The organism is Streptomyces sp. NPDC037126, from assembly GCF_055605965.1.
In genome coordinates, this window is sequence record NZ_JBVJTD010000016.1 from 146,925 (window position 1) to 163,626 (window position 16,702).

Annotated in this window: 16 protein-coding genes and 2 tRNA genes; 11 read left to right on the plus strand and 7 right to left on the minus strand. The window is 72.2% G+C overall.

All coding sequences use genetic code 11. The features are described 5' to 3' along the window. Positions 1–76 precede the first annotated feature (76 nt). Together ACZ7FF_RS30555 and ACZ7FF_RS30560 are read left to right on the plus strand one after the other, a co-directional pair. Positions 77–646, plus strand: coding sequence for a bifunctional DNA primase/polymerase (locus ACZ7FF_RS30555; protein ID WP_470816115.1), 570 nt, complete (start codon positions 77–79; stop codon positions 644–646). Next, a tRNA-Lys gene (locus ACZ7FF_RS30560) sits at positions 637–710 on the plus strand. Before ACZ7FF_RS30555 ends, ACZ7FF_RS30560 begins: the two co-directional genes overlap by 10 nt. Positions 711–858: 148 nt before the next feature. Here ACZ7FF_RS30560 and ACZ7FF_RS30565 read toward each other — a convergent pair. Further along, the gene (locus ACZ7FF_RS30565; RefSeq protein ID WP_470816117.1) at positions 859–2,118 is read right to left on the minus strand and encodes a M6 family metalloprotease domain-containing protein; all 1,260 of its coding nucleotides are present in this window, start codon (positions 2,116–2,118) and stop codon (positions 859–861) included. Between the two features lie 321 nt (positions 2,119–2,439). On the opposite strand from ACZ7FF_RS30565, the gene ACZ7FF_RS30570 reads away from it, so the two are divergent. Beyond that, a complete protein-coding gene (locus ACZ7FF_RS30570) occupies positions 2,440–4,245 on the plus strand; it encodes a putative bifunctional diguanylate cyclase/phosphodiesterase (protein WP_470816119.1) in 1,806 nt (601 codons plus the stop codon). A gap of 4 nt (positions 4,246–4,249) precedes the next feature. Here ACZ7FF_RS30570 and ACZ7FF_RS30575 read toward each other — a convergent pair whose 3' ends face one another. From ACZ7FF_RS30575 to ACZ7FF_RS30585, 3 genes are all read right to left on the minus strand, one after another. Then, on the minus strand, positions 4,250–5,347 hold the full coding sequence (locus ACZ7FF_RS30575; protein WP_470816121.1) for an LLM class flavin-dependent oxidoreductase: 1,098 nt from the start codon (positions 5,345–5,347) through the stop codon (positions 4,250–4,252). 483 nt (positions 5,348–5,830) lie between these two features. Continuing rightward, positions 5,831–6,562 carry a maleate cis-trans isomerase family protein gene (locus ACZ7FF_RS30580; RefSeq protein ID WP_470816122.1) on the minus strand — a complete coding sequence of 244 codons (732 nt, stop codon included), beginning with the start codon at positions 6,560–6,562 and terminating at the stop codon, positions 5,831–5,833. Beyond that, positions 6,559–7,344 carry a maleate cis-trans isomerase family protein gene (locus tag ACZ7FF_RS30585; protein WP_470816123.1) on the minus strand — a complete coding sequence of 262 codons (786 nt, stop codon included), beginning with the start codon at positions 7,342–7,344 and terminating at the stop codon, positions 6,559–6,561. The genes ACZ7FF_RS30580 and ACZ7FF_RS30585 overlap by 4 nt, the downstream gene beginning before the upstream one ends. A 128-nt stretch (positions 7,345–7,472) precedes the next feature. On the opposite strand from ACZ7FF_RS30585, the gene ACZ7FF_RS30590 reads away from it, so the two are divergent. Continuing rightward, positions 7,473–8,423, plus strand: a complete 951-nt coding sequence (locus ACZ7FF_RS30590) for a D-2-hydroxyacid dehydrogenase (protein WP_470816124.1) — start codon at positions 7,473–7,475, stop codon at positions 8,421–8,423. Between the two features lie 15 nt (positions 8,424–8,438). Continuing rightward, entirely contained in the window at positions 8,439–9,827 is a 1,389-nt protein-coding gene (locus tag ACZ7FF_RS30595; protein WP_470816125.1) for an amidase, read from the plus strand. On the opposite strand, the gene ACZ7FF_RS30600 is transcribed toward ACZ7FF_RS30595, so the two are convergent. After that, the gene (locus tag ACZ7FF_RS30600; protein ID WP_470816126.1) at positions 9,808–10,302 is read right to left on the minus strand and encodes a DUF3830 family protein; all 495 of its coding nucleotides are present in this window, start codon (positions 10,300–10,302) and stop codon (positions 9,808–9,810) included. The two genes, ACZ7FF_RS30595 and ACZ7FF_RS30600, sit on opposite strands and share 20 nt — an antisense overlap. Before the next feature lie 47 nt (positions 10,303–10,349). Here ACZ7FF_RS30600 and ehuB point away from each other — a divergent pair, with 47 nt between their 5' ends. The 6 genes from ehuB to ACZ7FF_RS30630 all read left to right on the plus strand — a co-directional run bounded on the left by ehuB (position 10,350) and on the right by ACZ7FF_RS30630 (position 14,520). Continuing rightward, positions 10,350–11,267: an ectoine/hydroxyectoine ABC transporter substrate-binding protein EhuB gene (ehuB, locus tag ACZ7FF_RS30605; RefSeq protein WP_470816128.1), complete on the plus strand. Its 918-nt coding sequence runs from the start codon at positions 10,350–10,352 to the stop codon at positions 11,265–11,267. Further along, on the plus strand, positions 11,264–11,983 hold the full coding sequence (ehuC, locus tag ACZ7FF_RS30610) for an ectoine/hydroxyectoine ABC transporter permease subunit EhuC (protein WP_470816130.1): 720 nt from the start codon (positions 11,264–11,266) through the stop codon (positions 11,981–11,983). Before ehuB ends, ehuC begins: the two co-directional genes overlap by 4 nt. Next, positions 11,980–12,630 carry an ectoine/hydroxyectoine ABC transporter permease subunit EhuD gene (ehuD, locus tag ACZ7FF_RS30615; protein ID WP_470816131.1) on the plus strand — a complete coding sequence of 217 codons (651 nt, stop codon included), beginning with the start codon at positions 11,980–11,982 and terminating at the stop codon, positions 12,628–12,630. The genes ehuC and ehuD overlap by 4 nt, the downstream gene beginning before the upstream one ends. Further along, positions 12,620–13,402 (plus strand): ectoine/hydroxyectoine ABC transporter ATP-binding protein EhuA, encoded by a 783-nt coding sequence (gene ehuA / locus ACZ7FF_RS30620; protein WP_470816133.1) that lies wholly within the window; start codon positions 12,620–12,622, stop codon positions 13,400–13,402. The genes ehuD and ehuA overlap by 11 nt, the downstream gene beginning before the upstream one ends. Before the next feature lie 209 nt (positions 13,403–13,611). Continuing rightward, positions 13,612–14,370, plus strand: a complete 759-nt coding sequence (locus tag ACZ7FF_RS30625) for an IclR family transcriptional regulator (RefSeq protein ID WP_470816134.1) — start codon at positions 13,612–13,614, stop codon at positions 14,368–14,370. A gap of 76 nt (positions 14,371–14,446) precedes the next feature. Next, positions 14,447–14,520: transfer RNA gene (locus ACZ7FF_RS30630), tRNA-Lys, on the plus strand. A 57-nt stretch (positions 14,521–14,577) separates the two neighbouring features. Here the strand turns inward: ACZ7FF_RS30630 and ACZ7FF_RS30635 are convergent. Beyond that, positions 14,578–16,188: an AMP-binding protein gene (locus tag ACZ7FF_RS30635; protein WP_470816136.1), complete on the minus strand. Its 1,611-nt coding sequence runs from the start codon at positions 16,186–16,188 to the stop codon at positions 14,578–14,580. Positions 16,189–16,228: 40 nt separating this feature from the next. Further along, entirely contained in the window at positions 16,229–16,690 is a 462-nt protein-coding gene (locus tag ACZ7FF_RS30640) for a DUF3592 domain-containing protein (protein WP_470816138.1), read from the minus strand. Positions 16,691–16,702: the final 12 nt, after the last annotated feature.

The following is a 16,702-nucleotide window of genomic DNA, read 5'->3' on the forward strand; positions in this document are numbered from 1 at the left end:
CCTCCCCTCATCCCCCTGTCCCGGTTTTCCGCAACTGAGGAGAACCGGACGCTCACGGCCGGTAGATGTAGTCGGCATGAGCAGCACTCCGAACGTCACCCGCGCCACCCCCGAGGGCGTCGCCTGGCTCGCCTCGGCCGGAACGTATCCGCGCAGCACGTCGGCGCTCTGGCAGGAGCACCCGGACGCTCCGGTCGTGCTGCCCTGCGGCACGGTCTTCGACGTGGTGAGCGCCCCGGCGATCTTCGGGCGCCGGATGCTGGACCGGCTGTGGGACGAGGGGCCGGGCTCGGGCCCGGTCGCGGTGTTCCGCGGCCGCATGCTGCTGTTCGCCGCCGCCGGCACGGCCCAGCGGCTTCCCTCGCTGCTGGCCTGGGAGGAGTGGGGCTCACACCGGGCCGAGACCGTGCCGCCGCTGCTGTGCCACGGCCCGGGGGACGCGGTGACCGCGCCGGCGCCGACCGGGGGCGGGACCCCCGGTACCGCCCGCTGGCTCGTCGCCCCCGACACCCGTCACCCCTGGCTGCCCGGCCCCGAGGTCGTGCTCTGGGCGGCCGTGCGCGCGGCCCGCGCAGCCGTACGGATATCGATTTTTCCTCCCGCCGATCAGGATGCTAAGGTCTACGACGTCAGCAGGCGCCGCTAGCTCAGTTGGTTAGAGCAGCTGACTCTTAATCAGCGGGTCCGGGGTTCGAGTCCCTGGCGGCGCACGTTGGCGATGGCGAGTCATGTCCGCAGAAAACGCGGAATGACTCGCCATCGTTGTTTTTGCGCGGCTTCGCCGCGCGTTGTGGGGGCTCCGCCACCCACACCCCGGGGCCGGATCAGCGAGCGTCGGCCGAGAGGTGGCCCTGGCGGTCAGCCGATCAGTCCGGGTGTGATCTTCACGTTCCACGCCCCCGACTCCGTGCGGTCCTCCACCTCCACCTTCACCCCGTCCCCGGGCACGGTGAAGCTCTCCCCCAGGGCCACCGGAGCGTCCGCGAGGGGCGGGTAGACCGAGTTCTCCCAGCACGCCTCGGTGTGCGGGTGGGCGTCCACCACCTCGATCGGGCCGCCGCCGGACTCCGCGCCGCTGTGCACCCGGTAGACGAGGATGCCCTGCCGGCAGGTCGAGCGGTCGTTGCCGGCGGCGGTGCGCGCCTCGAAGGCGAGGGCGGTGTCCGGACCGGTGCGGACGACGGCGAGCTTCACCCCGTCGCCGAGGCCGAAGGCGGGCGCGCCGCCCGCGCCCTGCACCGGGACACCCGGCCCGGCGGCGAGCGGCTCCAGGGTGAGGCGGGTCGGCCCGGTGCCGCGTACACACACCACCTGGCGCGGATCCAGCCAGCCGAGTCTCCACTTGTGCCAGGCGAACATGTCGGGCGAGAGTCCGAACTGGCTGCCCATCAGGTCCCAGTCGCCGACGTACGTGTCCCAGTCGCCCTTGCCGTCGGCCGGGCGGTGGTAGAGGTCGGGCAGGTCGAACACATGGCCGGTCTCATGGGCGAGGACCAGCCGGTCCGGCGGATGCTTCTCGAACACGGTGACGACCCGGCGCACGTCCGTGCCGTCCACGTGGATGGGGGTGTCCAGGTTGACGACCTTGGTGGCGTCCGAGTCCACTCCGGGCGCGTCCGGGTCGGCGACGAGGTACACCACCTGGTAACGCGAGAAGTCGACCTCCTTGTCGGCCACCGCGAACGCGTCCCGCAGATAGGCGGCCCGGTCGTCGGCGCTCCAGTCCCGCCGTATGGCGTAGGCCGTCGAGGGGCGCGGCATCCGCAGCCAGTGCGACAGCGGATGCGGGCGCAGGGTGAACTTGCCGTAGGAGGCCCGCTCGTAGAAGCGGCTGGTGGCGGGGAAGTGGTCGGCGGCCAGCTCGGCCGGTGTGGTGCGCGGGGTGGCGTCCGGGAAGGACAGGAACACCATCACCGCGTCCAGCGGCCGGGTCGGGCGGGTGTAGTCGGGGTTCCAGGTGTCGACGCCCTCGGAGTGGTGGGCCTCGGTGCGGCGCAGGGCGCACGGGGCCGTCGAGAAGGGCTCGGCGACCGACGGGCCGGAGAGGATCGAGGTCGCGGCGAGCGCCGACAGCGAGGTGCACACGGCGGCGGTGCTGCGCAGCATGGGCACGGACATGACCTCCGGACGCGTTTCGACGGACCCGCACCCAGGTTGCGGTAGTTTGACGCATCACGCCCTGTTTGTCTGCACCAGAAGGGTGAGCGCACCTCCGCCGGACGCCGGCGCACCACGGCGCCCGACACCCCGAAACACTCACGGAACGTCACAACTGGTCGAGGGGCTCAATAACCCGTCCAGGTGCGGGCAGAAACGATCTGTCAGAAACCGTGCCCGGTCCGGGACACTGGAGTTTGGCTGGAAGGGCCCGGGGCCAGCCTCTATGATCGGCACACTTTCCGGCACGGACATCGATCGAGTGCACTGCGGGAGCGAGCGGTGAGCGGAACGTCCGAAGGGCCGACGCCCGCGGCAGACCTCGACCGGTCAGCCGTCACAGACAGTGACCAATCCATCTACCAACGTGTCTTCGCGGCCGCACCGCTCTCCATGGCCGTCGTGGACCACGAGGGGCTCGTCGCCGACGCCAACGCGGCCTTCGGCGAGCTGCTGGGCACCGACCCGGCGGCCCTCACCGGGAGGCCCGCCGCCGACCTGGTGGACCTGGCCTCCGACGCCCGCACCTGGCACGCCTACCGCGAGGTGCTGCGCGGCCGGCAGGCGAGACTGCGCTGCACCCGCCGGCTCAAGCACCCCGACGGGCACTCGGTCTGGGTCCAGGTCACCGTGGCGCCGCTGACCGGCGGCGGACCCGGCGTGCTGCTCTCGATCACCGACGTCAGCGCCCGCCGCGAACTCCAGGCGCGGCTGCGGCACTTGCAGATGCACGACCCGGTGACCCGGCTGCCCAACCGCACCCTGTTCTTCGAGCGCCTGACGGCCGCCCTGGAGGCGGAGTCGTACGAGCAGAGCGGCACCGGCCGGATCGGGCTGTGCTACCTGGACCTCGACGGCTTCAAGGCCGTCAACGACACGCTGGGGCACCGGATCGGCGACCGGCTGCTCGCGGCCGTCGCCGAACGCCTGACCAGGGTCGCCGACGAGGCCGGGTACGCGCGCGCCGTGACACCGCTGGTGGCCCGGCTCGGCGGCGACGAGTTCGCGCTGCTGGTGGAGGACTCCACCGGCACCGAACAGCTCGCGGATCTCGCCGACTCGGCGCTCAAGGCCCTGGAGGAGCCCTTCGACCTGGCCGGGCAGCGGCTGTCGCTGACGGCGTCCATCGGGGTCGTGGAACGCCATGCGGCGGGCACCACCGCGACCGGTCTGATGCAGGCGGCGGACACGACCCTGTACTGGGCCAAGGCCGACGGGAAGGCGCGCTGGACGCTGTTCGACCCCGAGCGCAACGCGCACCGCATGACCCGCCAGGCCCTCTCCTCCACCCTGCGTCCCGCCATCGAGCGCGGTGAATTCGCGCTGGAGTACCAGCCGTTGGTCGGCATGGAGGACGGGAAGCTGTCCGGCGTAGAGGCGTTGGTTCGCTGGAACCATCCGCAGTTCGGCACACTGACGCCGAATCGGTTCATCGGACTGGCCGAGGAGGACGGCTCGATCGTCCAGTTGGGCCGCTGGGCGCTCGCCACCGCCTGCCGGCAGGCCCGCCGCTGGCAATTGGACCACCCCGGCGAACCGCCGATCTTCGTCAGTGTGAACGTGGCCGTGCGCCAGGTGTGGGACTCCGACCTGGTGGCGGACGTGGCGTCGACCCTCGCCGAGACCGGACTGGCCCCGCACCTGCTCCAGTTGGAGCTGACCGAGTCCGCGGTGATGGGCTCGGCGGGCCGTCCGCTGCAGGCCCTGCAGGCGCTCAGCGACATGGGCGTGCGGATCGCCATCGACGACTTCGGCACCGGTTACTCGAACCTCGCCTACCTGAGCCGGCTGCCGGTCTCGGTGCTGAAGCTGGACGGCTCCTTCGTGCGCGGCTTCCAGTACGAGGAGGCGCCGAAAGGCGTTCCGCCGAACCCCGCCGACGAGGTCATCGTCGAGGCGATGATCCAGCTGGCCCACCGCCTGGGTCTGACGGTCACCGCCGAGTGCGTGGAGACCTCGGCCCAGGCCACCCGGCTGCGCCGGATCGGCTGCGACACCGGGCAGGGCTGGCTGTACTCCCGTCCGGTGTCGCCGGACCGTATCTCCGAGCTGCTGGGCGCGCAGACCTACGCGGCGGGCGCGCCGTAGCGGGTCACGCGGCGGGCAACCCGTAGGCGTCCGCGACGAGTTCGTAGGAGCGCAGGCGCAGCTCGCCGCGGTGGGCGTGCGTGGTGATCATCAACTCGTCGGCGCCGGTGCGCTTGTGCAGGTCGTCGAGGCCGGAGCGGACCTCGTCGGCGGTGCCGTGCACGACGTTGGCCGTCCAGGAGGCGATGAACTCCTCCTCCGTGGGGCCGAGTTCCTGCCGCTCGGCCTCCTCGGGATCGGGGAAGAGACCGGGGCGGCCGGTGCGCAGCCGGAGCATGTTGAGTCCCATCGCCCGGGTCTGGCGGCGGGCCTCCCGCTCGTCGTCCGTGGCGAGGGCGGAGACGCCGATGAGGGCGTACGGCTCGGCCAGCACCGCGGAGGGGCGGAAGGTCTCCCGGTAGAGGTCGAGCGCCGGCATGGTGTTCTGCGCGGAGAAGTGGTGCGCGAAGGCGAACGGCAGGCCGAGCAGGCCGGCCAGGCGGGCGCTGAAGCCGGAGGAGCCGAGCAGCCAGACGGGCGGGCGGTGCGGGGACTGGACGCCGCCGGGCGCGGTGCCCTGGACGGGCCCCGGGATCGCGTGGATGCGCCGGTAGGGGTGCCCGTCGGGGAAGTCGTCGTCCAGGAAGCGGGTGAGCTCGGCGAGCTGCTCCGGGAAGTCGTCGGCGCCCTCGTTCAGGGAGTCGGTGCGGCGCAGGGCCGCGGCCGTGGCGCCGTCGGTGCCGGGGGCCCGGCCGAGACCGAGGTCGATGCGGCCCGGGGCCATCGCCTCCAGGGTGCCGAACTGCTCGGCGATCACCAGCGGGGCGTGGTTGGGCAGCATGACGCCGCCCGAGCCGAGCCGGATCCGGTCGGTGTGGGCGGCGAGGTGGGCGAGGATCACCGCGGGCGAGGAGGAGGCGACGCCGGGCATGGAGTGGTGCTCGGCGACCCAGTAGCGGTGGAAGCCGCGGGACTCCGTGAGCCGGGACAGCTCCACGCTGGTGCGCAGCGCGTCGGTGGCGGTCCGGCCCGCGCCCACGGTCACCAGGTCCAGTACGGAGAGGGGGGCGGGGGCGGTCCCGTGCGTGGTGCCCCGGATCTCGTCTGCCTCGTCTGCCGACACGGTGTGGGTCTCCTGTTCCACGGCGTGGTCTGTCTCGCGCTCCCTAACAGGAGGCAGTCTCCGTTTATTCCCCGGAGCCGTTCCGGGGAGCCTGGCGAGCCCGAGGGAGCCGGCCTTCGGATCGCCCGGGGTTGCGGCCAAGGGGCACCGGCCCGGCCGGGTGCCGTTCCAGGATGTCGATCAGAACCCCTCCGCCCCGGAGTGCCCGTCCGGATATGTCGGCCCGGAGCGTCCACCGGGGATAGCCGCCCGAAGGGCCGGCCCGGTCGGGCGCCGCCCTGGCACGCCCGCGCGCGGGCCCCGGCCCGTCCGGATGCCCTGCCGGGGATGCCCCACCCGGGCCCGGCCCGTCCGGGCCGACCGCCAAAACCGACCCGAGCCACCAGCCCTGGCCGACCGCCCACGCCGACCGCCCACGCCGGGCGGTCGGGCGGTCGGGCCGGGCGGTCGGGCCGGGCGGTCTCGGAGGCCTGGCGGTCTCGGTCAGGCCTGGACGATCGGTTCTCGGGTGAAGAGTGTGCCGAGCGCCGGGGCGTTCACCCGGCGGTCCGCCAGGCGCAGGCCCTCCCAGACCGACACCTGGTTGGCCGTGAGGACCGGCTTGGAGAGGGACTTCTCCAGCAGCCCGACGTGCGCGGCCGTGTGCAGCGCGGTGTCCGGCAGGAGCACCGCCTCCGCGTCCGGCGCGTCGGCCGCCCGGGCCAGGGTCAGCACGTCCTCCTCCCCCCACGTGCCGACCTCCGCGGCCGTGACGATCCCGGAGGAGCGCACCCCCGTGACCTCGAGCCCTCCGGCCCGCAGGAAGTCCGCGAACAGCGCGGCCACGTCCTCCGGGTAGGTCGCGCCGACGGCGACCCGCCGCACCCCGAGCTCGCGGGCCGCGTGCACGAAGGCGAAGGAGGTCGAGGAGGCCGGCATCCCGGCCTGCCGCGCCAGCGTGCGCACCTGGTCCTGGGCGCCGTCCCAGCCGTGCACGAAGCTGCCGCTGGTGCACGCCCACACCACGGTCTCGGCGCCGGCCAGCCGGAGCCGCTCCATGCCCTCGCCGAGCCGCTCGGCGGAGCCCATCTCGCGCAGCGCGTCCACCCGGTGCGCGTCCTCACCGATGTCGGTGTGGACCAGGTCCACCCGGATGTCGCTGCCCAGGAGCTGCTCGATGCGTGGATAGTCGTCCTCGGCGGAGTGGCCCGGGTAGAGGAATCCGAGTGCGGTCATGTCCAGCCTTCCTGCGTCTCTTCGGGCAGTACGGGCCCTTCGCGAGCGGCTTCGTCGAGCAGCGCCTGATAGGGCCCCACGGCTCGGGTACCCAGCCGGCGCAGTGCCGCCCACATCGTGACCTGGTTGGCCGAGATGACGGGCATGCGCAGCTCGGCCTCCAGCTGGGGGATCACGTCGAACGTCGGCAGATTCGTGCAGGAGATGAAGAGCGCGTCGGCGGCGCCGGGCCGGGTGGCCCTGCGTGCCATGGTGACCACGTCCCGGTACGGCACCTGCCAGATGTGCCTGGTCAGCCCCATGAACGAGCAGCCGGTGACCCGGACACCGGCCTGGGCGACGTACTCCTCCAGCGCCCGGGTCACGGAGACGGTGTACGGAGTGACCAGCGCGACGCGTCGTGTCCCCAGCTCGGCCAGCGCCTCCAGCAGCGCCCCCGAGGTGGTCATCGAGGGCAGGGCGCCGGCCCGGGTCATCGCCTCGCACATCGCCCGCTCCCCGGCGATCCCGCCGACGAAGCTGCCGGAGGTGCAGGCGTAGGCGACGACCTCGGGGGCGACGGCGGTCAGCGCGCGGACCGCCTCGCCGAGCGTCTCGTGCTCGCTGACCAGCCGGGCCAGGTCCAGGCTCACCTCGACCGGCACGAACGGGGTCCGGGTCAGGTGCAGGGAGACCTCGTCGGGCACCCAGCGCCACAGCTCGCGGTCGAGGGCGAAGTCGAAGGGCGCGACCACGCCGACACCGCGCTGGGGGCGGGGACCGCCGAGAAAGGATACGTCCATGGCTGACACCGGCCTCACGCTCGGAGACGAGTGGGCAACGGATCGCGAGTACGCCCGTGTTGACGAAGGTAGGTTCGGGTGCGAGCGTGGTCAATCCGCGCATGTCAGACGCCCGGGAGCCGCCCCGTATGACGACCGTTCCCACCCTCCTCGTCCTGGACGCCGAGCCGCCGCCCCGGCTCGGCCGGCTCACCGGGCGCGCCCGGATCGTGCACACGGACGCGGCGCGGCTGGCCGAGCGGCTGCCCTCCGCGGACGCCCTGCTGGTGTGGGACTTCACCTCGCACGCGGTGCGCGAGGCCTGGCCGGGGCAGGGGCCGAGGCCGCGCTGGGTGCACACCGCGAGCGCGGGCGTGGACCATCTGATGTGCCCGGAGCTGGCCGCGTCCGACACGGTCGTCACCAACGCGCGCGGGATCTTCGACCAGCCGATCGCCGAGTACGTGGCGGCCCTCGTGCTGGCGGCCGCCAAGGATCTGCCGCGGACGCTGGAGTACCAGCGGGAGCACAGCTGGCGGCACCGGGAGACCCGGCGGGTGGCGGGGACGCGCGCGTGCGTGGTCGGCTCGGGCCCGATCGGCCGGGCGATCGTCCGCACCCTGAAGGCCCTGGGCGTGACGACGGCGCTGGTCGGGCGGACGCCGCGGACGGGCATCCACGGCCCGGCCGACCTGGACCGGCTGATCTCCCGCGCGGACTGGGTGATCGCGGCGGCACCGCTGACCGAGCAGACGTACCGCATGTTCGACACCCACCGGTTCGGCGTGATGCAGCCCTCGGCGTTCTTCGTGAACGTCGGGCGGGGGCAGCTCGTCGACGAGGACGCCCTCGCCCACGCCCTCACCGGACGCTGGATCTCGGGCGCCGCACTGGACGTGTTCGCCACCGAGCCGCTGCCCGGGGACAGCCCGCTGTGGGACCTGCCGGGGCTGGTCGTCTCCCCGCACATGAGCGGGGACACGGTCGGCTGGCGGGACGAACTGGGCGTGCAGTTCGTGGAGTTGTACGAGCGGTGGGCGGCGGGCAGGTCCCTCCTGAACGTGGTCGACAAGAAGCGTGGTTACGTGCCCGGTCACTGACGCCCTGGAGGGTGCATGCAGCTCACCGACCTCACCGCCAGCCGGCTTCTCGCGGGTTACCGCAAGGGCGAGTTCAGTCCCGTGGAGGTGACGGAGCAGGTCCTGGAGCGGGCCCGCCGGACCCAGCCGGAGGTGAACGCGTTCGTCCGGCTCACCGAGGAGGACGCGCTCGCGCGGGCGCGGGAGTCGGCGGAGCGCTGGCGGCGCGGTGAGCCGGCCGGGCTGGTCGACGGGGTGCCGGTGACGGTCAAGGACCTGCTGCTGATGCGCGGCCACCCCACCCTGCGCGGGTCGGAGACCGTGTCCGAGCAGGGCGGCTGGGAGGAGGACGCGCCCTCGGTGGCCCGGCTGCGGGAGCACGGCGCGGTGTTCCTCGGCAAGACGACCACCCCCGAGTACGGCTGGAAGGGCGTCACGGACTCCCCGCTGACCGGCGTCACCCGCAACCCGCACGACACCTCGCGCACCGCGGGCGGCTCCAGCGGGGGCAGCGCGGCGGCCGTGGCGCTCGGCGCCGGCCCGCTGTCGCTGGGCACGGACGGCGGCGGCAGCATCCGCATCCCGGCCGCGTTCTGCGGGATCTTCGGGCTGAAGCCGACGTACGGCAGGGTGCCGCTGTACCCGGCGAGCGCGTTCGGCACGCTGTCCCACGTCGGCCCGATGACCCGGGACGCGGCCGACGCGGCGCTGATGATGGACGTCATCGCCGCGCCCGACGCCCGTGACTGGTCGGCGCTGCCGCCCGCGCCGGGTTCCTTCACCGAGGCGCTGCAGGGGGGCGTGCGGGGGCTGCGGGTGGCGTACTCGCCGTCGCTGGGGGGACAGGTGGCGGTCCAGCCGGCCGTGGCGGCGGCGGTGCGGCGGGCGGTCGCCGGGCTCGCGGAGCTCGGCGCCTACGTCGAGGAGGCCGATCCGGACTTCAGCGAGCCGGTGGAGGCCTTCCACGTGCTGTGGTTCAGCGGCGCGGCCCGGCTCACCGAGCGCTTCTCCCCGCACTGGCGGCGGCTGCTCGACCCCGGGCTGCGGGAGATCTGCGCGCAGGGCGCCCGCTGCAGCGCGCTGGACTACCTGGCCGCGGTGGACGTCCGCATGGACCTCGGGCGGCGGATGGGCCACTTCCACCGGACGTTCGACCTGCTGGTCACGCCGACGCTGCCGCTGACGGCGTTCGAGGCGGGCGCCGAGGTGCCGAGGCGCTCCGCGTTCCGGCGCTGGACGGGGTGGACGCCGTTCACCTACCCGTTCAACCTCACCCAGCAGCCCGCCGCGACCGTCCCGGTGGGGACGGACGGGGACGGACTGCCGGTGGGGATGCAGATCGTCGCGGCCCGGCACCGGGACGATCTGGTGCTACGCGCCGCGCACGCCCTGTACGAGGCCGGGCTCACTCCCTCCGGAAGCTGAGCGTCTCCCCCGCGGCTCCCGTCCGCCACAGGTCGTTGCAGGCCTCGGCCATCCGGTCGAGGCCGTCGACCACCTGGCCCCAGACGATGCCGGGGACCCAGCCGACGTCGCCGTTGAGCAGCAGGTTGTTGCGCTCGTAGAACAGGGCGAGGTCGACCACGGTGGTGCCGGGGCGAACCGCCCGGTCGTAGCCGTAGGCCTTCGTGCCGAGTTCGGCGCCCGCGAAGGAGAAGTAGCAGAGGTCGCCGGGAATCGGAGTGACCGTCGGGTTCTCCAGTGGGGGTTCCGTGTCGGTGAAGGGAGCGAAGAGTGCGTAGATCTCGTTGCGCGCGTACTTGGCGTGGTACACGTCGCCGCTCAGCGGCAGCGCTTCCCATACAGCGGCGCAGGTCAGGGGCGCGCGCTCGTCGAGCAGCCGGGCCGTGCAGCGCACGTCCCGCTTGTCGAGGGTGACGGTGACGAATCGATCGGCCATGAATCCCAGGGTGCATAGGCGGCCTGCCCTTGGGTAGCCGCGCCGCCATGGCTCCACCACTTGGGAACGACGTACACACATTCCGGTCGGAACACAGACCCGGTCGCCGCTCCGTGCTCGCGGGCATCGCGGCGCTCGGCGCGTTGGGGGCCGCGGGCTGCACACGGGTGGCGGCGGCGTCGGGCGCGCCCGGCGGCGACCTGCTCGACCGGCTCCGCGCACAGGGTGTCGTACGGCTCGGGATCGCCGGTGAGATCCCCTTCGGGTACATCGACACGAACGGGCATCTGACGGGTGAGGCGCCCGAGCTGGCGAAGGTGATCTTCAAGCGGCTCGGCGTCGACCGGGTGCAGCCGGTGCCGACGGAGTTCGGCTCGCTGATCCCGGGCCTGAACTCGCAGCAGTTCGACGTCGTGGCGGCCGGGATGTACGTCAATCCGGAGCGCTGCCAGCAGGTGATCTTCGCCGACCCGGACTACCAGATGCTGGACTCGTTCATCGTCCGCAAGGGGAACCCGATGGGGTTGCACTCCTACAAGGACGTCGTCGCGAAGAAGGCGAAGTTCGCGACCGGCACCGGGTACGCGGAGATCCAGTACGCGGTGGAGGCCGGCTACAAGCAGGGCGACATACTGATCGTCCCGGACCAGGTCGCGGGGCTGAACGCCGTCGAGGCCGGGCGGGTCGACGTGTTCGCCGGCACGGCGCTCACCACCCGCGAGGTGGTGAAGAAGTCGGCGAAGGCGGAGGCCACCAGGCCGTTCGCGCCGCTGGTCAAGGGCAAACCGCACGTCGACGGCGGGGCGTTCGCGTTCCGGTCGACCGAGACACGGCTGCGGGACGCCTTCGACGTCGAGCTGCGCAAGCTGAAGCGGAGCGGCGAACTGTTCCGGATCCTGCGGCCGTTCGGCTTCACCAAGGCCGAGATGACCGACCTCACCGCGAAGGAGCTGTGCGGCGGATGACCTCGGGACTCTGGGAACTGGTACTGAAGGGCGTCTGGACCACCGTCCAGCTGCTGGTGTTCAGCGCGCTGCTGGCCACCGCGGTGTCCTTCGTCGTCGGCATCGCGCGCACCCACCGGCGGTGGATCGTGCGCTTCGTGGCGGGCTTCTACACCGAGGTGTTCCGCGGCACCTCGGCGCTGGTGATGATCTTCTGGGTGTTCTTCGTGCTGCCGATCGCCTTCGGCTGGCAGCTGGTGCCGATGTGGGCGGGCACGCTGGCGCTCGGGCTGACGTACGGCGCGTACGGCTCGGAGATCGTGCGCGGCGCGCTGAACGCGGTCGACCCGGCGCAGCAGGAGGGCGGTATCGCGCTCAGCTTCACCCCGGCGCAGCGGCTGCGGCTGATCCTGCTGCCGCAGGCGGTGCCGGAGATGATCCCGTCGTTCTGCAACCTGCTGGTCGAGCTGCTCAAGGGCACCGCGCTGGTGTCGGTCATGGGCATGGGCGACCTGACGTTCAGCGCCAACCTGGTGCGGCTGGCGCTGCAGCAGAGCGCGGAGATCTACACGTACGTGCTGCTGATCTACTTCGCGATCGCCTTCGTGCTGACCCGTCTGATGCGCTCCCTGGAGAAGCGGCTGAAGGCCGGGATCGGCAAGGACGCCGGGACGTTCTCGGCCTCGCGTGAGCTGAAGCGCGCGCAGACGACCGGAGTGGGGGGTCGGGTCGCATGAAGTGGGACTGGAACGCCGTGAGCGGCTTCATGCCGGACTTCTGGCAGGGGCTGCTGGTCACCCTGGAGGCGGTGGCGCTCGGTTCGCTGCTGTCCTTCAGCCTCGGCCTGGTGTGGACGCTGCTGATGCGCACGCCGAGCCGGTGGGTGCGCTGGCCGGTCGGTGTGGTCACGGAGTTCGTGCGCAACACCCCGCTGCTGGTGCAGCTGTTCTTCCTGTTCTACGTGCTGCCGGAGTGGGGCCTGACCTTCTCCGCGCTGGCCACCGGCGTCTTCGCGATCGGGCTGCACTACTCGACGTACACCATGCAGGTCTACCGGGCCGGCATCGAGGCGGTGCCCGCCGGCCAGTGGGAGGCGGCGACCGCGCTGAACCTGCCCCGGCACCGGACCTGGACCGCGGTGATCCTGCCGCAGGCCGTCCGCCGGGTGGTGCCGGCCCTCGGCAACTACGTGATCTCCATGCTCAAGGACACGCCGATGCTGATGGTGATCACCGTGCTGGAGATGCTCGGGCAGGCGCGGCTCTTCTCCCAGCAGCACTTCCAGTTCACCGAGCCACTCACCGTGATCGGCGTGGCCTTCATCCTCATCTCCTACCTGGCCTCCCTTCTCATGCGAGCCCTGGAGCGACGCCTTGTCCGTTGAGACCCGTACCACGCCGTCCGTGACCGACGCCCAGCCGACCGATCTGATCCGTCTGGAGGGGGTGACCAAGCGCTTCGGCGCGAACACCGTGCTCGACCGGCTGAACTTCACCGTCCAGTCCGGCAAGCACGTGACGCTCATCGGTCCCTCCGGCTCCGGCAAGACCACGATCCTCAGACTGCTGATGACCCTGACCAAGCCGGACGAGGGGACGATCACCGTCGACGGGGAGTCCCTGTTCCCGGCGCCGGAGAAGCAGATCCGGGAGGTCCGCAAGAAGATCGGGATGGTCTTCCAGCAGTTCAACCTGTTCCCGAACATGTCCGTGCTGCGGAACATCACCGAGGCGCCGGTGCAGGTGCTCGGCCTGCCCAGGGACGAGGCCGAGGCGCGGGCCCGGGAGCTGCTGGAGATGGTGGGCCTCGCCGACAAATGCGACGCGCGTCCGACGCAGCTGTCCGGCGGGCAGCAGCAGCGGGTGGCGATCGCGCGGGCGCTGGCGATGCGGCCGCGGGTGCTGCTGCTGGACGAGGTGACCTCCGCGCTCGACCCGGAGCTGGTGGCGGGCGTGCTCGACCTCCTCAGGGAGATCGCGCGCACCACGGACATCACGATGCTGTGCGTGACCCACGAGATGGGTTTCGCCCGGGACATCTCCGACCAGGTACTGATGTTCGACTCGGGCCGGGTCATCGAGTCGGGCCCACCGGAGCAGATCTTCGGCGAACCGGAACAGGACCGTACCCGGGAATTCCTCAGCGCTGTCCTCTGACTACGGGGCGTGAGGGAGGGAACAGTCGAGGTCGAGCCGTTGGGTCATGACTTTGGCATATGCCAGAGGGCCTCAACCGCAGTTGGGAGCGAGGGGGCGCGGACCGCAATCTTGTCAACGCCCTCTCCCCAACGGCCCTTTCCCCGTTATCGTGGAACCGCCCCACCGACCGGACCTACGGCCCAGTAAGCGAGCGCAGGGGGACCACCGTGGCGCTGATGCACGAGCCGACCGCCCCGTACCACTCCGCGCAGGACGCGCTGCGCGTACTGGAGACCGTGGCCCGCCACTCCGTCGGCGTCACCGACACCGAGCTGGCCCGGCAGACCGGCCTCGAACCCGAGCGGCTCACCGCCCTGCTGCGCATGCTGCGCCGGGAGGGCTACGTCGAGCAGGTCTCCGACGGGGCGTACGTCACCGGAGACACCCTGCGCCGGCTGACCTCGGCCCACGACCGCGAGCGGGCCCTGCGCGAGAAGCTCCAGCACACCCTCGACGAGCTGCGCGACTCGGTCGGCGCGGCGGTCTACATCAGCCGGTACGTCGACGGCGAGGTCCGGGTCACCCAGTACGCCGCCGGACCCGGCACCCCCGCGGTCAACGAGTGGGTCGACTTCCGCTACTCCGCGCACGCCACCGCGGTCGGCAAGAGCCTGCTGACCCAGCTGGACCACAACGCCCGGCGCGACCACCTCTCCCGGCACAAGATGGCCCGCCTCACCTCGCGCACCATCACCAGCGACAAGCTGCTGCTGTCCCGCCTGGAGTCCCAGCCGCCGACGGTGCCGATGCTCGACCTGCAGGAGTACGCGGTGGGCACGGTCTGCGCGGCCGTCCCGATCACCGCGGGCTCGTCGGTGGGGTGCCTGGCGCTCTCGCTCCCGGTGGAGCACGCGCACCGGCTGAAGCGGGCCGCGGAGACCCTGAACCGCAGTGCGGCCCCGGTCCTGCTCTCGCTCACCCTCTAGGTGGTCACGAGCACCCCCCGGGACCAGGTAGTATTTTCTTCGTCGCCGGCCGCGAAGAGCGGAAGGCGAGAGTCATGCGCCGCTAGCTCAGTTGGTTAGAGCAGCTGACTCTTAATCAGCGGGTCCGGGGTTCGAGTCCCTGGCGGCGCACGGTGACGATGGCGAGCCACGTCCGCGGAGAACGCGGATCCGGCTCGCCATCTTCTGTTATCCGCCCTTCGGTGTCGTCCGGGGGAGCCTGCGGTACGCCCTCGCGCCCGGCGGCCGCCACCACACCGGGTCGGCGCACGCGTGCCCCTCCTTCCGCAGCAGTGAGCGGTGGATCTTGTTCGTGGCCGTCACCGGCATCCGCTCCACCACCCGCACGAACCGGGGCGCCATCTTCGTCCCGAGGTCCGGCTGCGCCCGCAGGAACTCCGCGAACCCCTCGGGGTCGAAGCTCCCCGCTATCGTCGCCATCACCTGGTCCCCGGTCACCGGGTCCGGCACCCCGTACACGGCGACCGCGGCCGCGCCCTCGTACCGGGCGACGATGTTCTCGATCATCGCGGCGGCCAGGTTCTCCCCGTCGACGCGGATGCGGTCATCGGTGCGGCCCGCGAAATAGAGGTATCCGTCGGCGTCCCGGTAGAAGAGGTCACCGGTCCAGTACGCCGCTCCCCCGCCCCGGTGCCGCTCGGCCTCCGCGGCCGGGTTGCGCCAGTACCCCTCGAAGGCACCGGGCCCCCGGTTCACCAGCTCGCCTATCGCCTCTTCCCCGTTGAGCAGCCGCCCGGCGGGATCGAGGACGGCCGGCGGGCACTCGCGCCCGGTGGCCGGGTCGAGCACCGCGAGTCCAGGACCGGCGGGGCCCACGGCCCCCTTGGGCGTCCCCGGCTCCCACTGGATCGCCGCACCGCCCTCGGAGGAGCCGTACCCCTCCACCAGGCGCACCCCGAAGCGCCGCTCGAAGGCCGCCGCGTCCACGGCGCCCGCCTCCGTGCCGAAACCCGTGCGCAGCGGGTTGTCGCGGTCGTCGGACCGGGGCGCGGTGGCGAGGACGTACTGGATCGCCCGCCCGACGTAGGTGAAGTACGTCGCCCGGTACCGGCGCACGTCGTCCAGGAACCCGGACGCCGAGAACCGCCGGCGAAGCGCGACCCCGGCACCCGCGGCCAGCGCGGGCGCCCAGTCGGCGATCACCGCGTTGCCGTGGAACATCGGCATGCAGACGTAGTGCACGTCGTCCGGGCGCACCCCGAACTGCCCGACCAGGGCGTACCCGGCCGCCGCCAGCCTGCCCTGGGAGCAGATCGCCGCCTTGGGGGCACCGGTGGAGCCGGAGGTGAAGTAGAGCAGCAGCCGGTCGCCGGGCGCGGCCCGGGACGGATCGGGCACGGCACCGGCGTACGGCGCGAGGAGGGCCCCGTACTCCGGGGTGTCCGTGACGAGGAGCCGTACGCCGGGCAGGTCGAGCCCGGCCAGCAACGGCAGGTGCGCCCGCTCGGTGACCAGGACCCGGCACTCGGTGTGCAGGATGTCCCGGGCGAGTTCCGGGCCCCGGCGGGTGGGGTTGATGCCGGCGACGGCCGCCCCGGCGAGGGCGGCGGCGCCGAGCCACAGCGGGAACTCCTCGGTGTTGTCGAGGAGCACCCCGAGGTGCGGTACGGCACCGGCCGGCAGCAGACCGGCGAGCAGTGCCGCGCGGGCGGCGGCGCCCGCGGCCACCTCGTGGTGGGTCAGCACCCGGTCCTCGCACCACAGCCCGGGCCGGTGGTCCCCCCACCGCGCGGCCACCAGCCCGGCGACCGTGGACTCCTTCGACTCCCTGGACTCCATGAGCGCGCACGGTAACTGACGTAGCGTCAGATGAGGAGGGCTATGGCATGAGGCCGTCCGCGGCGGAGAAGAACGAGTGGACGCCGACCATGAAGGCGACGCAGCCGGCGGCGAAGGCGCCGAGGAACACCAGCGCGCAGCCCGTGCCCACCGCGAGTGATCCCTGCGCCGGAGGCTTGGCGGTGGCCTTCTCCGGGTGGTCGGCCGGGTAGCGCACGGTGACGATGTCGCCCTGGACGACCGTGGCGGGCCCCCCGCCCTCCTCGAACCGGACGACCTGGCCCTCGCGGGTCCTGAACTCGTAGACGTGGTGCAGCGTCGTGTGCACCGCGTTGTCCCCGCCGCCGCTGGTCGTGGTGTACGCGTTCAGGCAGCGCCCCTCGGCCGTGAGGCCGCTGCGCCAGGTCCTGCTGAGGCCGCGCGAGTGGCTCAGCACCTTGTAGGCGGCGAACAGCGCCCCGGCCAGCATGACCGACGGCACTGTGTACACAAAGACTTCCATGCGGTCCCCCGG